Source organism: Sinisalibacter lacisalsi (assembly GCF_014640115.1).
GTDB lineage: Bacteria > Pseudomonadota > Alphaproteobacteria > Rhodobacterales > Rhodobacteraceae > Sinisalibacter > Sinisalibacter lacisalsi.
On record NZ_BMGI01000001.1, the window covers coordinates 824,645 to 842,587 of the forward strand.

20 protein-coding genes are annotated in these 17,943 nt (G+C 66.4%); 2 read left to right on the forward strand and 18 right to left on the reverse strand.

Annotated features, from left to right (window positions below):
- Window positions 1-13: 13 nt before the first annotated feature.
- The 16 genes from IEW01_RS04135 to IEW01_RS04210 form a co-directional block, all read right to left on the reverse strand.
- Window positions 14-865, reverse strand: coding sequence for an amidohydrolase family protein (locus tag IEW01_RS04135; RefSeq protein WP_188526314.1), 852 nt, complete (start codon window positions 863-865; stop codon window positions 14-16).
- Window positions 862-1,722 carry a fumarylacetoacetate hydrolase family protein gene (locus IEW01_RS04140; protein ID WP_188526315.1) on the reverse strand — a complete coding sequence of 287 codons (861 nt, stop codon included), beginning with the start codon at window positions 1,720-1,722 and terminating at the stop codon, window positions 862-864. The genes IEW01_RS04135 and IEW01_RS04140 overlap by 4 nt, the downstream gene beginning before the upstream one ends.
- Before the next feature lie 14 nt (window positions 1,723-1,736).
- Window positions 1,737-2,468, reverse strand: a complete 732-nt coding sequence (locus IEW01_RS04145) for an SDR family oxidoreductase (RefSeq protein ID WP_188526316.1) — start codon at window positions 2,466-2,468, stop codon at window positions 1,737-1,739.
- A gap of 17 nt (window positions 2,469-2,485) precedes the next feature.
- Complete coding sequence (locus tag IEW01_RS04150) at window positions 2,486-3,670, reverse strand: UxaA family hydrolase (protein ID WP_188526317.1); 1,185 nt, start codon at window positions 3,668-3,670, stop codon at window positions 2,486-2,488.
- Window positions 3,667-3,975, reverse strand: a complete 309-nt coding sequence (locus IEW01_RS04155; protein WP_188526318.1) for a UxaA family hydrolase — start codon at window positions 3,973-3,975, stop codon at window positions 3,667-3,669. The genes IEW01_RS04150 and IEW01_RS04155 overlap by 4 nt, the downstream gene beginning before the upstream one ends.
- Before the next feature lie 3 nt (window positions 3,976-3,978).
- Window positions 3,979-5,091, reverse strand: coding sequence for an enolase C-terminal domain-like protein (locus tag IEW01_RS04160; RefSeq protein WP_188526319.1), 1,113 nt, complete (start codon window positions 5,089-5,091; stop codon window positions 3,979-3,981).
- A 3-nt stretch (window positions 5,092-5,094) separates the two neighbouring features.
- Complete coding sequence (locus tag IEW01_RS04165) at window positions 5,095-5,748, reverse strand: RraA family protein (protein ID WP_188526320.1); 654 nt, start codon at window positions 5,746-5,748, stop codon at window positions 5,095-5,097.
- Window positions 5,741-6,070 (reverse strand): L-rhamnose mutarotase, encoded by a 330-nt coding sequence (locus IEW01_RS04170; protein WP_188526321.1) that lies wholly within the window; start codon window positions 6,068-6,070, stop codon window positions 5,741-5,743. The genes IEW01_RS04165 and IEW01_RS04170 overlap by 8 nt, the downstream gene beginning before the upstream one ends.
- On the reverse strand, window positions 6,033-7,190 hold the full coding sequence (locus IEW01_RS04175; RefSeq protein WP_188526322.1) for a mandelate racemase/muconate lactonizing enzyme family protein: 1,158 nt from the start codon (window positions 7,188-7,190) through the stop codon (window positions 6,033-6,035). The genes IEW01_RS04170 and IEW01_RS04175 overlap by 38 nt, the downstream gene beginning before the upstream one ends.
- Entirely contained in the window at window positions 7,190-8,284 is a 1,095-nt protein-coding gene (locus tag IEW01_RS04180; RefSeq protein ID WP_188526323.1) for an ABC transporter ATP-binding protein, read from the reverse strand. Before IEW01_RS04180 ends, IEW01_RS04175 begins: the two co-directional genes overlap by 1 nt.
- 2 nt (window positions 8,285-8,286) lie before the next feature.
- Entirely contained in the window at window positions 8,287-9,144 is an 858-nt protein-coding gene (locus tag IEW01_RS04185) for a carbohydrate ABC transporter permease (protein WP_188526324.1), read from the reverse strand.
- Window positions 9,141-10,052 (reverse strand): carbohydrate ABC transporter permease, encoded by a 912-nt coding sequence (locus tag IEW01_RS04190; protein ID WP_229738051.1) that lies wholly within the window; start codon window positions 10,050-10,052, stop codon window positions 9,141-9,143. The genes IEW01_RS04185 and IEW01_RS04190 overlap by 4 nt, the downstream gene beginning before the upstream one ends.
- A 67-nt stretch (window positions 10,053-10,119) precedes the next feature.
- Complete coding sequence (locus tag IEW01_RS04195) at window positions 10,120-11,442, reverse strand: ABC transporter substrate-binding protein (RefSeq protein ID WP_188526325.1); 1,323 nt, start codon at window positions 11,440-11,442, stop codon at window positions 10,120-10,122.
- Between the two features lie 26 nt (window positions 11,443-11,468).
- Window positions 11,469-12,689: a CaiB/BaiF CoA transferase family protein gene (locus tag IEW01_RS04200; protein WP_229738052.1), complete on the reverse strand. Its 1,221-nt coding sequence runs from the start codon at window positions 12,687-12,689 to the stop codon at window positions 11,469-11,471.
- A complete protein-coding gene (locus IEW01_RS04205) occupies window positions 12,686-13,813 on the reverse strand; it encodes a type 2 periplasmic-binding domain-containing protein (RefSeq protein WP_188526326.1) in 1,128 nt (375 codons plus the stop codon). Before IEW01_RS04205 ends, IEW01_RS04200 begins: the two co-directional genes overlap by 4 nt.
- Window positions 13,806-14,381 carry a MaoC family dehydratase gene (locus IEW01_RS04210; protein WP_229738053.1) on the reverse strand — a complete coding sequence of 192 codons (576 nt, stop codon included), beginning with the start codon at window positions 14,379-14,381 and terminating at the stop codon, window positions 13,806-13,808. The genes IEW01_RS04205 and IEW01_RS04210 overlap by 8 nt, the downstream gene beginning before the upstream one ends.
- A gap of 140 nt (window positions 14,382-14,521) precedes the next feature.
- On the opposite strand from IEW01_RS04210, the gene IEW01_RS04215 reads away from it, so the two are divergent.
- Together IEW01_RS04215 and IEW01_RS04220 are read left to right on the forward strand one after the other, a co-directional pair.
- A complete protein-coding gene (locus IEW01_RS04215) occupies window positions 14,522-14,974 on the forward strand; it encodes a MaoC family dehydratase (protein WP_188526328.1) in 453 nt (150 codons plus the stop codon).
- Complete coding sequence (locus tag IEW01_RS04220) at window positions 14,971-16,035, forward strand: Gfo/Idh/MocA family protein (protein ID WP_188526329.1); 1,065 nt, start codon at window positions 14,971-14,973, stop codon at window positions 16,033-16,035. Before IEW01_RS04215 ends, IEW01_RS04220 begins: the two co-directional genes overlap by 4 nt.
- On the opposite strand, the gene IEW01_RS04225 is transcribed toward IEW01_RS04220, so the two are convergent.
- Entirely contained in the window at window positions 16,022-16,849 is an 828-nt protein-coding gene (locus tag IEW01_RS04225) for an IclR family transcriptional regulator (RefSeq protein ID WP_188526330.1), read from the reverse strand. The two genes, IEW01_RS04220 and IEW01_RS04225, sit on opposite strands and share 14 nt — an antisense overlap.
- 321 nt (window positions 16,850-17,170) lie before the next feature.
- Entirely contained in the window at window positions 17,171-17,935 is a 765-nt protein-coding gene (locus IEW01_RS04230; protein ID WP_188526331.1) for an alpha/beta fold hydrolase, read from the reverse strand.
- Window positions 17,936-17,943 lie beyond the last annotated feature (8 nt).

A 17,943-nucleotide genomic window follows, 5' to 3' on the forward strand; every position in this document is an offset into this window, starting at 1 on the left:
CAGAAAGCCGGGCTCAGGCGTCTAGCCGGAACACCTCGATAGCCGTGCCTTGCGCGATCGCGCGGGCTTCGTCCTCGCCAAGCCCGTCAAGGATCTGCCGCGTCACCGCGAGCCAGTCGCCAAGGCCGCCGCCCATGTTCACCACCGGCCAGTCGCTGCCCCAAACCATGCGTTTGGGCCCGAAAACCTCGAGCACATGGTCGACGTAGGGTTTGACCGCCTCGTGGCTCGCCTCGCCCGGCGCGCAATAGGCCATGAGTCCGGAGAGCTTGCAGACGACGTTCGGGCGCGCGGCGAGTTCGCTCATGTGCGCGCGCCACGGGTCTAGCCCGCCGCCGGCGATGTCGGGCACGCCGCAATGATCGAGCACGAGCCGGGTCTTGTCGCAGGCATCGGCCAGTTCGACGGCGAGCGGCAGCTGCCGGGCGAGGAAGCACATGTCGAAGGTCATGTCCGCCGCGCCGATCCGGCGGATATTGGCGCGGAAGGTATCGGTCGTCGACATCTCGTCGTCGACCACGTGCAGGATGCGGCGAAAGCCCACCGCCCCCATGCCGCGCGCGGTCTCGATCCAGGCCGCGAACCCCTCGTCGGTTTCGGGCCGCGCCGTGGCGATCAATCCCTTGATGCCGTTCGCCGGGTCTTTCGCCAGCCGGGCCACGTGCTCGGTTTCGGCGCCGATATCGCCCTCGTCCACCGCCGTCTCCATGAACAGCGTGCCGGCGATGCCGGCGCCCTCGGTGAGCGCCTTGTAATCGTCGAGCCGGAAGGCCTGGCCTTCCAGCGCGGGGATGCCTTGCGTCCAGCCGTAGCCCGCCACCTCGGGGTAGATCAGGTGCTGGTGCGTGTCGATCAGTCCGATCATGTTGGTCCTCCTTCCGGGTCGTCGATCACCTCCTGGCGCTGGGTGCCAAGACCGTCGATGCCAAGCTCCACCACGTCGCCGCGCCGCAGGTAGCGCGGCGGTTTCATTCCCATGCCCACGCCCGGCGGTGTGCCGGTGGAAATCACGTCGCCGGGGTGCAGCGTCATGAACTGGCTGAGGTAGCTGACCAGGTGGGCGACGCCGAAAACCATCGTGCGCGTCGAGCCCTTCTGCATTGTCTCGCCGTTCACGGTGAGCCACATCGGCAGATCCTGCGGGTCGGCCACCTCGTCGCGGGTGACAAGCCAGGGCCCGATCTGGCCGAAATTATCGCAGCTCTTGCCCTTGGTCCACTGGCCGGAGCGCTCGATCTGGTAGGCGCGTTCGGAGACATCGTTGGTCACCGCGTAGCCCGCCACGCAGTCGAGCGCGTCCGCTTCCGAGACGTATTTCGCCCGGCGGCCGATGATCACCGCCAGCTCCACCTCCCAGTCGGTCTTTTCGGAGCCGCGCGGGATGATGATGGGATCGTTCGGGCCGCAGATCGCGCTAGTGGCCTTGTGAAAGATGATCGGCTCCTCGGGCACCTGCATCCCGGCTTCGGCGGCGTGGTCGGAATAGTTGAGCCCGATGCAGATGAACTTGCCGGTGCCGCCGACGCAAGCGCCGAGCCGCGCATCCGCGGGCACCTCCGGCAGGCTTGCGGGATCGACCGCGCGCAGCGCCGCGAGGCCCTCGTCGGAAAGCGTGGCGCCGGCAATATCGGGCACAACGGCCGAAAGATCGCGGGCGGTGCCGCCCGCGTCGATCAGGCCGGGTTTTTCCTCGCCGGGGTTGCCAAAGCGGATGAGTTTCATGGGTTTTTCCTCGTTCAGATGTTCGACCAGCCGCCGTCGATGACGTGCGCGACCCCGGTTGTATAGGAGGAGTCGTCGCTCGCAAGATAGACCACCAGCGAAGCGATTTCCTCGGCGGTGGCGATCCGCCCCATCGGTTGGCGCGACGTGAAGGCGGCGCGGGCGGCCTCGTAGTCGCCGGTGGCCCTGAGCCGCTCCTCGAGCGAGGGCGATTCCACCGTGCCGGGGCAGACCGCGTTGCAGCGGATGCCCTGCGAGATGAAATCGGCCGCCACCGCTTTGGTCAACCCGATCACCGCCGCCTTGGTGGCCCCGTAAACGAAGCGGTTTGGCGCCGCGATCACCGAGGAGGCGACCGACGACATGTTGATGATCGACCCGCCACCCTGCGCGACCATGCCGGGCAGGAAGGCGCGGATCATGCGATACATCGCCTTCACGTTGAGATCGAAGGAAAAATCCCATTCCTTCTCGTCACAATCGAGGATCGTGCCGTTGGCGACGAAGCCGGCGCAGTTGAACAGCACGTCGGGCGTGCCGATCTCGGCGGCCAGCGTGGCGATCGCGTCGCCGTCGAGCACGTCGAGGCGGCGGGTTTCCACCCCCGACAATTCGCCCAGCGCCGCCTCGTTGATATCGGTCGCGATCACCCGTGCGCCCTCGGCGGCCATCGCCAGCGCCGAGGCCCGGCCGATCCCCTGTCCCGCCGCGGTGACGAGGCAGGTTTTCCCCTTCAGTCGTTCCATGTCATGTCCTTTCTCGTTCACACCGGCAGGCAGGCCGGCCCGATTGGCTCGAAGCTCTTGTAGGTGAGGATGAACTCGGTGTGGCCAAGCTCCTCCGATTTCGTCCGTTCGCCCGCCGCCACGCGGGCGACAATATCGAGGATCTCGCTGCCGACCTCTTCGACGCTTGCCCCCTCGCTGAGGATGCGCCCGGCGTTGATGTCCATATCATCGCGCAGGCGTTCGTACATGTGCGGGTTGGCGGCGATCTTGATTACCGGCGCAAGCGCCGAGCCGACCACCGAGCCGCGCCCGGTGACGAACAGCGTCATATGCGCGCCCGAGGCCATCATCTCGACGATCTCGGCATTGTCGGAGATGTTCGGAAACCCGTAGCGCACCTCGCCGTCCGGCACCACATCCATCAGGTAAAGCCCGCCCCTCGGAGGGATGTCGCCCGGCTTGATCAGGCCCGAGATTTCCGACTGGCCGGACTTTGCATAGGCCCCCAGAGATTTTTCCTCGATCGTGGTCAGCCCGCCCTCGGCATTGCCGGCGGCGAAACTGCCGAAGCCGAGCGTGGCGTAATAGGCCGCCGCCTTGTCGACGGAGGCGCGGATTTCCTCGGCCAGTTCCGGCGTGGCGGCGCGCGCGGCCATGATCCCCTCGCAGCCGATCAACTCGCCGGTTTCCTCGAAGATGCAGGTCGCCCCGGCCTCCACCAGCCGGTCGAAGCAGCGCCCCACCGCCGGGTTGCCCGAGATGCCGCTGGTGCCGTCGGAGCCGCCGCAGACCGTGCCCACCACGAGTTCGGAAAGATCCATCGGCACCATCGGCGCGTCGGCGATCTCTCCCGCGATCCGCGTCACCGCAGCGCGGCCCGCCTCGATCGTCGCCCGCGTTCCGCCCTCGCGCTGGATCACCAGCACCTCCACCGGCCGGCCCGTGGCGCGGATCGTCTCGGCCAGCGCGTTCCGGTCGAAACTTTCGCAGCCGAGCGAAACCAGCACCACGCCGCCGACGTTGGGATGGGTGCAGAGCCGTTCCATCATGTGCTGGGCGTAGTCGTTGGGAAAACAGCCCGGAAAGCCGATGAGGTGCGCCGTGTCGCGGTGCGGGGCGACGATCTCGCGGGCGACGTGATGGGCGCATTCGACGAGATAGGCCACCGCCACGACGTTGCGGATGCCCTTGCGGCCGTCGGACCTGAGATATCCCTTCACCGTGGCACCTCCTCGGATGTTGCGGCCAGCGCATAGGTTGGCGTGTGGTCGCTCTTGACGTTGTGCACGTGCACATGCGCACCCGGCGCGATCTTGGCGGTGGCGGTGCCGATGGGTGCGCCGTATTTGACGATCTTCTCGCCCGGCGCAATCGCGCGGCGGGCGATCTTGTGGCCCATGCCGAGCCGCGCGGGCAGCGTGGCCGTGCCGGTTTCGAGCGTCACCGTCTCGCCCGCCTCGATGGCAGCGCGAAGAACGAAGACGTTGTCGTCGGGAGAAAGCAGAAGCAGGCGCGGGTCGGTCATGGCTCAGACCCTCTCAATCGTTGCGTTGTCGATCATGTCCCAGTCAAGCGCGGCACCGAGGCCGGGGGTGTGGGGCAGGTGGGCGGTGCCGTCGCGGATCGGCAAGGGGCGGTCGAGCCCGAAGGCGAAGGTGTCGATCGGCCAGAGCACCTCGAAATAGCTGCAATTGCGGATCGCGCCGGCGAGATGGAGGTTCACCATTTCGAGCGGGTGAAAGATCGTGGTGTGCAACTCGCAGTTCACGTGGAAGGCCTCGGCCAGCCGCGCCGTCTTGAGCGTGCCGGTGACACCGCCGGTCCAGCTCGGGTCGGCGCGGACGGCATCGACCACGCGGGTCGCGATGCATTCGGCCACCGAGTAGGGATGCTTGGCGAGCACCTCGGTGCCAACCACCGGAATGTCGAGCGCGCGGGTCAGTTCGCGCAGCGCCCCGAAGGCTTCGTCGGGCAGCGGTTCCTCGAGCCAGAGGAAGCCGAGGCGCTCCAGCTCGCGGCCGAGGCGCAGCGCCTCGTCGTAAGTGTAGGGCTGGACCGGGTCCGACATGAGGGCGAAGTCGTCGCCCACCGCCGCGCGCACGGCACGGTGGATCTCGATATCCTCCGCCAGCGATTGGCCCGGCGGGTGGATCTTGTAGGCTTTCATTCCGGCATCGCGCACCGCGATGGCCTCGGCCGCGTAGGCTTCGGCGTCGGCCAGCACCAGCGAGGAGGCATAGGCCGGCACCTCGGCGCGCGCGCCGCCGATGAAACGCCACAGCGGTTCGCCCGCCGCCTCGGCCGCCAGCAGCCACAGGCAGCAATCGACCGGGCCGAAGGTATAGATCGGCAGATGATGCCACCAGCGGTCGGCGGTGCGCCAATCGTGCCAGATCGCCTCGCGGTCGCGCGCGTCGCGGCCGAGGAGGAACGGCCGCAGCGAGGCCGCCGCCTGATGCGCCGCGCCGAGCGCCGAGCGCCCGGCGAAGCCGAACATCGAGGCGCTGCGGCCGTCTTCGGTGCGCAGGGTGTAGACGAGAAATTCCAGCCCCTCGCGTGCCTGGCCATCGCGCATGGCCGCGCCGGGGATCGTGGCGGCGTCATGGCGGCAGGCGCGGATGTCGAGGGCGGCGATCTTCATGGCTCAGAACTTGCCCCACTGGAGATAGGCCTCTTGCGGGTCCATCCCTTCGAGGATCGCCTTGCGCACCTTGCTCTCGGTGTTCATCGCGGTGACGGCGGCGGGGATCACCTCGTCTAGCACGGCGGCGGGAATGCGCACCATGCCGTCGCGGTCACCGTGCAGCCAGTCGCCGGGGGCGATGGCGACCTCGCCGATCATGATCTCCACATCCGTCGCGGTGGGCAGCCACAGCCCCACCACGTCGCGCGGGGTGTGAAAGCTGCCCCAGCAGGGAAAGCCGAGCCGGAGAAGGAAGTTGGTGTCGCGCAGGCCGCCGTCGAGAACGCACCCCAGCACGCCCTTGCGGTGCAGCGTTTCGGCCGACAACTCGCCCATCTGGGCGACCACGGAGTTATGCGGCTGGGCCGTCCAGATATGCCCGGCGGGTGCCTTCGACAAAAGCCCCGTCCAGGCCAGCAGGGTCTCGTGCGGGTCGGCGGTTTCGTCGATCCGCCCCTCCACCGTCCAGGCCGGTCCGGTGAGCGTCATCTCCGGTTGCAGCGGGCGTATGGCAGGGGGCAGGGTGAAGTTGCGCAGGCCCATCGCGCGCAGCACGTCATGCACGACCGAGGTGTAGCACTCTTTCAACTGGGTGATCCGGTCTGCATCAGTCATGGTGAAACACCTCCTCCATCATCGACCACCATTCACCCTCCTTGCGGGTGTCGAGCGGCACCTGGCAGGGCATGCAGACATCCCACCATTCCTGTGTTTTCGGGTCGGCGGCCATCTTCGCGGCATCGGCCTCGAAATCCTCGCCGGTGTATTCCCAGTAGCCGAACAGCAGGTTTTCCGGCTCCTTGAGAAAGATCGAGTAATTGGTGATGTTGCACTTCGAGATCATGTCGAGGATCTCGGGCCAGGCGTTCGCGTGCAGACGCTTGTATTCCTCGACCTTCTCAGGCTTCAGCCCGATGACCATGGCCATGCGTTGCATGTGTTCCTCCTTCGCCAAAGTTGTGGTGCGTGCCGGGCACGATCCGGGCGCGGATCTCGCTCCAGTCCCATGCGATGCCGAGCCCGGGTGCCTCCGGCGGATGCGCGCGGCCATCGCGAATATCGAGGCGCGAGGTGGTGATCGCGTCGAGCTGGGGGATGTATTCGAGGAGCGGCGCGTTCGGCACCGCGCAGACGAGGCTGACGTGCAGTTCCATCAGGAAGTGCGGACAGATCGACACGTTGAACCCCTCGGCCATGTGCGCGACCTTGAGCCAGGGAGTGATGCCGCCGATCCGGGCGACATCGGCCTGCACGATGCTGGCCGCGCCCTGTTCGAGATAATCCTTGAACTGCGCCTGCGAATACATGCTCTCGCCCACCGCGATGGGCACGCGCGAATGCCGGGCGAGCCGGGCATGGGCACCGACGTTGTCGGCGGGCATCGGTTCCTCGAACCAGTCCACCCGCGCCTCGGCCAGCATATCGGCACGGCGCATCGCCTCGGCGAGATCGAAGGCTTGGTTGGCATCGACCATGAGCCGGAAATCCTCGCCCACCGCCGCGCGCACCCCTGCCAGCCGAGCGCGGTCTTCGGCGATCGAGGGTTTGCCGATCTTGAGCTTCGCCCCGGAAAAGCCGCGCGCCTTCATCTCGGCGGCATCCTCGGCCAGCGCCTCGGCGGGCAGGTGCAGCCAGCCGCCCTCGGTTGTGTAGAGCGGCACCGAGGGCTGCGCGCCGCCGGCCATGCGCCAAAGCGGCAGCCCGGCGCGGCGGCAGCGCAGATCCCACAGCGCCGTGTCGATCGCGGCGAGTGCAAGCGAGGTGATCGCGCCCACGGCGGTGGCATGGGTGGCGAACAAAAGATCGCGCCAGATCGCCTCGATCTCTTCGGCTTCGCGGCCGATCAGCCGTGGTGCCAGTGTGCGTTCGAGCAGGCTCATGATCGCCGGGCCGCCGGTGCCGATGGTATAGGCATAGCCCACCCCCTCGGCCCCCTCGCTGTCGGTGATCCGCACCAGCGGCGTTTCCTGGCTCACGAAGGCCTGGATCGCGTCGACCCGTTCCACCGCGGGCGGCAGGTCGACCATCAGGATCTCGACATGCTCGATCCGCGCCATCAGTGCGCCCTCACCGACTGCAGGCTTGCCGCGTCGAAGATATGCGCCTTGTCGAGCGAGAGCCGGAAGGTCAGCCGCTCGCCCGGGGTCAGGTCGCGCGGGTCGAACATCTTGCACTGCACCTCCTGGCCCGCGAGCCGGGAGTAGATCAGCGTTTCGCTGCCGAGAAGCTCGGCGAGATCGACCTCGAGCTCGATCTCGGTGGTTTCGCGCGCCTCGTGAATGCCGTGGCCGATCGGGGTGATGTCATCGGCGCGGATGCCGAACACCACCTCCTGGCCCTCGCGCACCAGATCCTTGAGCCGGTTGGGCACGGGCAGGGCGGTGCCATCGGTGAACCGCACCGTGCCGTCGGATATCGTGGCCGGGATCAGGTTCATCGGCGGCGAGCCGATGAAGCTCGCCACGAAGGTGCTGACCGGGTGGTTGAACACGTCCATCGGGGTGCCGATCTGCTCGATGTAGCCGTCCTTCATCACCACGATCCGGTCGGCCAGCGTCATCGCCTCGACCTGGTCGTGGGTGACGTAGACCACCGTGGTGGCAACCTTCGCGTGCAGCTTCTTGATCTCGGCGCGCATCTGCACCCGCAGCTTGGCGTCGAGGTTCGAGAGCGGCTCGTCGAACAGGAAGGCATCGGGATGGCGCACGATGGCGCGGCCCATGGCGACGCGCTGGCGCTGGCCGCCCGACAGTTCAGCCGGGATCCGGTCGAGCAGTTCCGAAAGCCCGAGGATGTCGGCAGCCTCCGCCACCCGTTCCTCAATCACCGCCGCCGTATGGCCCGCGATCTTGAGGCCGAAGCCGAGATTGTCGCGCACGTTCATGTGCGGGTAGAGCGCGTAGTTCTGGAACACCATCGAGATGTTGCGCTTGCGCGGCGGCAACTCGTTGACCACGCGATCCCCGATCCGCACTACGCCGCCGGTGATTTCCTCGAGCCCGGCGATCATGCGCAACGTGGTCGACTTGCCGCAGCCCGAAGGCCCCACCAGCACCACGAATTCGTTATGCGCGATCTCGAGGTCGATGCCATGAACGACCTCGAGCTTGCCATAGGCCTTGGTGACGTTTTCGAGTTTGATACCTGCCATGGTCAGCCCTTAACTCCGCCGAAGGTGAGCCCGGCGATCAGATGTTTCTGCACGATGAAGGTGAGGATGAGCGCCGGCACGATGATGATGAATGCCATCGCGCTCATTCCGGCCCAGTCGATGGTGAACTGCGCGGTGAAATCCATGAGCCCCACCGGAAGCGTCTTGGAATCGGTCGAGCGGGTCAGCTGGCTGGCGAGCGCGAACTCGTTCCAGCTGGTCAGGAAGGCGAACACCCCCGCCGCGGCGATGCCGGAGCGCGCCAGCGGAAACTCGATCCGCCAGAACGCCTGCCAGCGGGTGCACCCATCGACCTGCGCGGCCTCCGAGAGCGAGCCGGGGATCTGGCGGAAGAACCCGTCGATCAGCCAGATCGTGAACGGCACGTTGAGCGAGACGTAGACGATGATCAGGCCCAGCTTGGTGTCGATGATCCCGAGCCGCGACCAGAGCATGAACACCGGCAGCGACAGCGCGATACCCGGCACGGTGCGAAACAGCATCAGCCCGAGGAACCAGGTGTTCTTGAAGCGGAAGCGGAAGCGCGCGAAGGCATAGCCGCCGGCCATGCCGATGATCAGCGCGATCAGCGTCGAGGTGGTGGCGATCACCAGCGAATTGCGGAAATACTCCAGCACCGGGATCGCCACCTGATCCTGGCCGAAGCCGAAGATCTTGGCGAAATTGTTGAGCGTGAGCTTTTCGGGGATCCAGACCGGCGGCTTGGCGAGGATCTCGCGGTTCGGCCGGAAGCCCGACAGCACGACCCAGAGCCCCGGCACCGAGATCACGATCATGAGCAGGAAAGTGGCAAACCAAAGCGCCGTTGCGCGCAGCCTGTTTTTCAACGCACGGCTCATTCCGCGCCTCCCATGTAGCGGCGCGCGGCCACGAGCTTGGTGAAGAAGAAATAGGTGAAGGCGATCGACAGGATCGTCGAGACGTAGGCCATGGCGTTCGCCTGTCCCATGCGGGTGTTCTCGTACCCGGTCCGCGCGATCAGGGTCCACAAGAGCTCGGTCCGCCCCGCAGGGCCGCCGCCGGTCATGACCGAGACGATATCGTAGGCGCGCGCCACGTCGAGCGAGCGGATCGTCATCGCGATGAAGGCGAAGGGCATGATGAAGGGCAGCGTGATGTGACGAAACACCTGCCACGAGTTGCAGCCATCCACCTTCGCGGCCTCCAGCGGATCGCGCGGCATGGCGAAAAGCCCGGCGAGCAGCAGGATCGCGAAGACGGAGGTGCTCATCCAGATCTCGGCAAAGAGGATCGAGAACATCGCGAGCTTGGCATCCACCAGCCACGGAATCGCCTGGTCGGTGATGCCGAGGCTTTGCAGCGCGTTGTTGAGAATGCCGATGTTGTCGTTGAAGATGAACTTGAACTGGAAGCCCACGAGGATGGGCGAAAACATCATCGGGAACATCATGATGGTGCGCAGCGTGCGCTGGCCCCAGGTGATGCGGTTGATCAAGAGGGCGATCCCGAGGCCGAGCAGGAACTCGACGTTCAGCGCGATCGCGAGAAACAGGATGGTCCGGCCGAAAGCGCTCCAGAAATCCGGATCGGAAAACAGGCGCATGTAGTTGCGCAGGCCGATGAAGGTTTCAATCGTTTCCGGGCGGGTGAGCCGGTAGGGCGTGAGCGAGGTGTAGAGCGAGAACAGGAGCGGAAGCGCCACCACGAAGAGCATGGTGAGCAGCGCCGGAGAAAGCAGCAGGATCGGTGTGAGTTTCGCCTGCCGGGTGCGGAGGTATCGAAGCAAGGGCCCTGTCCTTATTCCGGGGGGTGAGGCGCGGCGGCCCGGGTGAGCCGCCGCGCCTCGGTCACGATCAACGGTAACCGGCGTCTTCCATGATGACGAGCGCGTCGCGCGCCGCTTCGTCGAGGGCCTCCTGCGAGGTCATGTCGCCGAGCATCGCCGCCTGGAGGCGCGGCCAGAGCTCGTTCGACACCTCGATCCACTCGGGGATCAGCGGCGGCGTGAACGCGTCTTCCGACATCGAGGCCGAGAAGGTGTCGAACACCTCGACCATGAAGTCGCGCCCATCGGCGGCGAATTCGCCCTTGGCATCGTCCCACACGGCGGTGCGGGTGGGCAGAAGCCCGGCGCGTGCCTCGATCATCTGGCGATCATGATCGGTGAGGAAGGTCACGAAGGAGGCGGCCGCTTCCTTGTTTTCACATGCCTCGGTGATCGAGAAGCTGTGCGTGCCCGACCAGCCGGTGCGCTTGCCCGAAGAGCCTTTCGGTGCCCGCACGAGGCCGACATCGCCCGCCACCTTCGAGTTCTCGGGATCGTTGAAGAAGGCCGACCAGCCGGCCCAGTCGAGGTTCAACGCCACGGTGCCGCTGGCAAAGCCCAGGCCGGTGTCGTCCCACAGGTAGTTGGGCACTCCGCGCGGCACGGCATTGGCGTTGTAGAGATCCACGAACCAGTCGATCGCGCGCACCCCGGCCTCGGAGTTGAACGCCGGTTCCCAGTCGTCGGTGAAGAGCTGGCCACCCTCGGCCACCAGCATCTCGTAGAACCGGCCGGTGATCGCCTCGTCCTTGCCGACATACTGCGTGCCATAGAAATCCGGCGGATTGGCGAAGAACTTGGCCTGGTCCGACACCTGCGACCAGGTTTCCGGCGGCGCGAGATCATAGCCATACTCGGCCTTGAACGCGGCCTTGTTCTCCTCGTCCTCGAAGAGCGACTTGATGTAGAACATGTTCGACACGTCGGAATGGCGCGGCAGTTGCACGAGGCGGCCATCGACGGTCGAGTGTTCGAGCACCAGCGGCACGAAGGCGGCGAGGGTCTCGGCGTCGATCAGGTCGTTGAGATCGGCGTAGATGTTGCCGTATTGCGGCGCGAAGCTGGTGTGGTTCGAGCCCACGCACCAGTCGAGCGTGCGCGCGGCGATATCCTGCTTGATCTCGCGATCGAGCTCGAAGTGGTTCTTGCGGCTCAGGATCTCGACGGTCGCGCCGGTCATTTCCTCCCATTTCGAGATCTCGGCATAGAGCGGCTCGTATTGTGCGCCGCCGATGAGCTTCACCCGCAGGGTTTCGCCCTCGAAGTTGCCGTAGTCCTGGGCCGCGGCCGGGGCCGCGATGAGCGGCACAAGCGCGGTGGCGATAAGTGCTTTCGCTGTCAGTCTGGACATTTGGTCCTCCCTTTGAACATGCCGGTTCACGCCCCTTGGCGGGGCTTCTTGTCAGTTCCGCTTTCCGCCGGCACGAGATCGGAAAGCAGATCGTTGATGATGGCCGCGCGATCGGCGCCCAGCACCGGGGCGGCCCGGGGGCTTTTCAGCACCTGGCCGTCGAGCCGGATCGGACCGCGCAGCGCATGAAGCTCGGTGGTGCCGTTGCGCCGGATCACCTGTTCGAGATCGAGGTTGCGCCAGGCATCCGAGGCCAGCACCGCCGGCCAGTCGAGCACCTCCGAGCACCAGATATCGGCCGGCTGCAGCCGCGCCAGCCACTCGGCCGTGCTGCGCTGCGCCGCCGCCTCGGCGATCACCGCCTTGATCGTGTCGCGGTCGCGCATCATTGCCGCGTCGTCGCCGTAGAACCGCTCAAGCCCCTCGATTTCCATCAGTTCGGCGAGCCGCTCGAGCGAGGGCGTCATCGCCAGCGCGAGATAGCCATCGGCGGTGCGGTAGATCCCGTAAGGCGCGCCGAGATAGGCATGCGCCCCGTTCACCGCGCCGCGCTCGGGTGGGCGGCGGCCATCGTTGAGATGGGTCGTGAGCACCTCGAACTGGAAGTCGATCATAGCCTCGAACAGGCTGGTCTGCACATGCGCGCCGCGGCCGTGGATGCCGCGCCCGACGAGGGCGGCGAGAATGCCCTGCGCCAGCGCCGCCCCGGCGAACATGTCGGCCACCGCCAGCCCCATCGGCATCGGCGGATCGTCGCGCGAGCCGGTGAGCCACAACAGCCCCGAGCGGGCCTGGGCGAGCAGATCCTGCCCCGGCAGATCGCGCCAGGGGCCATCTTCGCCGAACCCCGAGATCGAGCCATAGACGATGCGCGGATTGATCTCGCGCACCGCGTCGTAGCCAAACCCCTGCCGCTCGATCACGCCGGGGCGGAAGTTCTGGATCATGACGTCGGCGCGGGCGATGAGCCGGCGCAGGAGGGCGCGGTCGTCTTCGTTGCGCAGATCGGCTGTGAGGCTTTCCTTGTTGCGGTTGATCGCGTGAAACAGCGAATTGTCGCCGTCGATATCGGTATCGGAAAGGTAGAGGTAGCGGCTCAGGTCGCCAACGCCGGGCCGCTCCACCTTGATCACCCTCGCGCCGAGATCGGCGAGCCGGAGCGAGGCATAGGGGCCCGACAGGAACTGGCTGAAATCCAGCACCACGAGCCCGTCAAGCGGCCGGTCCTGGCTCGGCATCACCTTCATGCCCGGCTCTCCTCGTAGGCGGCCTGCAGCGCGGCGAGCGTGGCCGGGGCGTCGGCATCGCCGCGCAGGAAGGCGTGCACGATGTCGCCGCCGCGGTCCTGAAACCCCATGTAGCCATCGTAGCGCGGGCGCAGCCAGGCGGTGTCGAGCGTGCGGCGCGTGGCGCGGAAGAAATCGCGGGTGGCGGCGTTGCAGCCCTCGTCTTCCCAGGCTACGGCGTTGCCGGGCTGGCCGCCCGCCTCGAAGAAGAGCCCTTTCTGGCAGTCGGCCCCGGCAATCCACAAGGCGTAGTCGGCGGCGATCTCGCGATGCTCGGAGGCGGCGCTCACGGCGATGCCGGTGCCGCCCAGCACGGTGCCCGAGGGGTCATCCCCGTGCACGCCGGGCGCATCGGTGAAGTTCAGCGGAAAGCGGCAATAGCCGGTGCGGCTGTAGTTCGTGTAGCCGTAGCCGAAGGGCGAATAGGCCGGGGCCTCGGCGGTGCGGCCCATCCACTCGTAGATCCCGATCGGATCGAGCGTGAGGCAGCGCGGGTCCATCAGCGCCACGACATCGCCCATCAGCCCCAGCACCTCGGCGCCCGCCGCGGGGTCGATGAAATCCGGCCCCTCGGCAACGGCGGCGCCGATATTGCGCGCAAGCCCCATGAAGGTCATCAGCGCGTTGATCGGGATCAGCGCGAAGGCGACCTTGCCGGAACGGGCCAACTCCATCACGCCGGACCAGTCACGCGGGGCCTCGGCGATGATGTCGGGCCGGAACGCCGCCACCGGCGTTGCCGCGTCGATGGCGAGCGACCATTGCCGGCCGCCGAATTCGTAACTCGGGTGAGAAAGCCCCACCGATTGCGCCGCGAGCGTGGCAAGGTCGGCGTCGCGCCCGATCCCGTCGAAGGCCATCAGCAGGCCGGAACCGGCCACCTCGCCGACGTGCGGGTGGTCGATCACCATGAGATCGTAGCGGTCGGCCATCTCCTCGATCGGCCGGTCGGCGAAGGCTTGCAACGAGCGCTTCTCCCAGCGGATCGTCACACCCGGATGCGCTTTGGCCCAGGCCTCGGAGGTGGCGATCATCGGGTCGAACCCGCGTGAATGATCCCATGTCATGCCGAGAAGTTCAGGCATTCTTCTTCGCCTCCCGCTTCGCCGCGAGCACGGCATCCGCCTCGGCCCGGAACGGCTCGGGATCACGGTAGAGCGCCGTCATCAGGTGTTCGCAGTAGAGCACCTGTTCGCCCTCTCCCTTGAACACCGAGTAGCTCACCCGGACCTTGCCGAAGCGGTGGTCCTTCACCTCTTTGGCGAGGTTCTCTCGGATGGTGTAGATCGTGTCGCCGATGAAGACCGGCGCGATGAAGCGCAAGCGGTCGTAGCCGTAGGAGAAGGAGTTGAGACAGTTGGTGGCCGCGAGTCCCAGCCCGTAGGAGAACACCATCGCCCCTGCCACGAGCCGACGGCCGAACACGCCCTCCTCGGAGGCGAAGCGTTCGTCGCTGACGTAGGGGTGATGGTCCATCACCAACGAGTTGAAGAGCATCGATTCGCCTTCGGAGATCGTGCGGCGGATCGACCGGATCCTGTCGCCGGGCTCGAAATCCTCGAAATACCAGTTTTCGGCATTCCACACCGGAATCGCGGCGTGGGCGTCCGGCAAGCCCGGCAACGTGCGCGCGTGAACGCCGATCTCGGCCATCATCTCCTCCCGGTTGGTTCCTTCTCCCGCTCCTCGGCGGGTTGGCGATATCCTCACCAATTACTTTTCATATGTCAAATCTTTTTGTATATGTGAAATGTGGCACTGAGAACGCGGCCACGAAACCCCAGGGAGGAGCCATGGAACGCGAACAATTCTTCGAGGATTATGAGTTGGGGGCCGCGCGCCAGACGCTCGCGCGCACGATCACCGAAGCCGACATCGTCTTTCACGCCGGTCATTCGGGAGATTTCTTTCCCCATCACATGGATGCCGAATGGTGCAAGACCCAGCCCTTCGGCGCCCGCGTCGCCCATGGAACGATGACCTTCGCGATCGGAATCGGCCTCACCGCCACCCAGATCAACCCGCGCGCCTTCACCTATGGCTATGAACGGCTGCGCTTTCCAAACCCCGTCTACGCCGGCGACACGATCCGCACCACCGTTACCATCGGCGCGCTCGACGACGACCCCAAGCGCCCCGCCCATGGCCGTGTTACCGAGGTGTGCGAGACGACGAATCAAGACGGAAAAACCGTGATGTATTGCGAGCATATCCTGCTCGCCGAACGCAAGGAGGCCGCGCAATGACCCCTGATCTCACCCAAAGCTGGCCCGCACCGGCCGACCCGAAGCCCATCGTCATCGTCGGCGCGGGCGGTATCATCCGCGACGCCCACATGCCCGCCTATGCCAAGGCCGGGCTCACGGTGACTGGTGTCACCGATGTCGATGCCGCGCGCGCCAAGGCGCTGGCGGCGGATTTCGATCTGCCCAACCTCTACCCGGACCTCGCCGCCGCCGTCGCCGACCAGGGCACCGGCGTGGTCTACGATATCGCGACGCCGCCGCACGTGCTTCCCGAGATCCTGCCGCGCCTGCCCGACGGCGCGGCGGTGCTGATGCAAAAGCCGATGGGCGCCGACCAGGACCAGGCCCGCGCGATCCGCACGATCTGCCGCGACAAGGGGCTGAAGGCGGCGGTGAACTTCCAGCTGCGATTCTCGCCTATGATGATGGCGGTGCAGGACGCGGTGCGCCGCGGGCTGCTGGGCGATCTGCTCGAGATCGAGGTGCATGTGAACATCTTCACGCCCTGGACCCTGTTCCCCTTCCTCATCCCGATGGAGCGTGTCGAGATCGCGGTGCACTCGATCCATTACCTCGATGCGATCCGCGCGGTGGCGGGCAACCCCGAGGGCGTGTTTGCCCGCAGCCTGCACGACCCGCGGGCCGATGATTTCAAGCAGACCCGCACCTCGGTGATCCTTGACTACGGCGACAAGCTGCGCGGGCTGATGTCGATCAACCACAACCATCAATGCGGCCGGAAGTTCCAGTCGGCCTGGTTCCGCTTCGAGGGCACCGAGGGCGCGATGATGGTCAAGCTCGGGGTGAACTTCGACTACCCCAACGGCGAGCCCGACGAACTCTGGCTCTGCCGTGCGGGCGGCGACTGGGAACAGGTCCCGCTCGAAGGCAGCTGGTTTATCGACGCCTTCATGGGGCCGATGCGCAACGTCCAGCGATTCGACGCCGGCGAGGACGAGGTTCTGCATTCCGGCGTCGGGGATGCCTACCAGACCATGGCGCTGGTGGAGGCCTGTTTTGCCGCGATGACCCGCCCGCCCGAGCCGCTCAGGATCGACTAGCCATGGAGCCGGCCTCGTAGGGCGGCACGGTCGGGCCGCCCAGCGAGTGGCTGAGCGCGTTCGCCGTGTCGATCACGTGGTGTGCGCAGGTCTGGAAGCTCACCGGGTCGTCGAACCGTTCGAGGTGCGGCACCGTGAGCGCCGCGATGCTGTGGCCGGTGTGATCGAAGATCGGTGCGGCGATGTTGACGATGCCGCGGGCGGTGAAGCTGTCGGTGATCTCGTGGCCACGGGCGCGGATCTCGGCAAGCTCCTCGCGCAACTGCGCCTCGCTCTTGCCCGCCGGCAGCGGCACCCGGGCAAACAACTCGTCCAGCCGCTCGTCCTCGGCGAAGGCGAGAATCACCCGCCCCGACGAGGCGCGCCACGGGTCGATCCGGGCGCCGAGGCGAATGCTCATGATATGCTGCCCCGGCGGGTCGACCTGCCCGACGATCAGCACCGCCTCGTCGCTGATGATGCCGAGATGGGCGGACTGGTTGATCTCGTGAGTGAGCTTTCGCATGAGCGGCCCGGCGAGCGCCGTCAGGCGTTTGATGAGCGGGGTCTGGTGGGCCACCTCGAAGAGCTTGGTGGTCAGGGTGTAACGATCGGTATCGGGGTCCTGCGCCAGATAGCCGCGCTCGATGAGCACCACCAGCATACGGAAGATCTCGCCCACCGTGCGCCCCATCGCCCGGGCGATTTCCGATTGGTTGAGCCCGCGTTCCTCGTGGGCGAGCAGCTCGATGATGTCGAGCCCTTTCTCGAGCGCGGGGGCCGAGTAGCGCGCGGGCTTGCCAGCCGTCTTGTCGGGAGCGTTGACCTTGGTCACGTCAAACAGCCCATCCCGCCGCTTCCGGAATAACCGGGCATATTCTCAACACGACCCGAATAGCGTTCACCCCTTCGTCAGATCCCCGCCGCGACATGCAGGAGATTTCGACTTTATACTGGAATTGCGTGGCTTTGAACACTCCGCTCGCCATGGGCGCGGATGGCGGGCAATCGCGCCTGCGGCGGTGAACGAAGACGCCACGCAAGGCCGGGAGGTGGCGCTGGGCCTTCATTCCGTCGGCAAGGGCGCGGGTGGTTTGAAACCCCGCGTTGTCGCGGGCCCGGCCCTCGCGACAAAGACCCGTTGCCCTCAGTGTGGTCAGCCGTCGAGGAAGGCGCGCGCGGCGGCTTCGAACGCGCGTGGCCGCTCGGCATGGAGCCAGTGCCCCGCCTCGGGAATCTTCGCTTGCCGGGCCTTGGGAAACAGCGTCTTGATCGTCGGGCGGTGCTCGGGGAGGACGTAGTCCGAGTCCGCGCCGGAGAGAAACAGCACCGGCCCCTCGAAGGCGCCATCGACCTCGGGAAATCCCATCACCCGGTCAAGCTCGCGCGCCAGCACCGGCAGGTTGAGCTTCCAGCGCCGTTCTTTCACGTCGAGAGATTGCAGCAGGAAGGCGCGCACGGCGGGGTTTGGAATATCGGCTTCCAGCGCGCTGTCGGCCTCGGCCCGGGTTGTGATGCCGGACAGATCTAGCCCCTGCATCGCGGCGATAAGGGCATGGTGGCCCTCGCCGTGGCTGTAGGCGACCGGGGCGATATCGGCGATCAGCAGGCGCCGCAGATGGTCGGGCGAGGCGAGCGCGAGCGTCATCGCCGCCTTGCCCCCCATCGAATGGCCGATCACGTCGGCGGTGCCGCCGATCCGGTCGATCGTCGCGGCGAGATCCTCGGCCATCTCGTCGTAGGCCTGGCTTTCGGCGTGGAAACTGTCGCCGTGGTTGCGCAGGTCGACCGTGACCACCCGGCGCGTCTCCGCCAGCCGCTTGGCGATCACGCCCCAGTTGCGCCCCGAGCCGAACAGGCCGTGGACGATGAGAATGGGCGGGCGGGCGTCGTCGGACCCATGTGATTGCATCGCGAGCATGTGGCCTA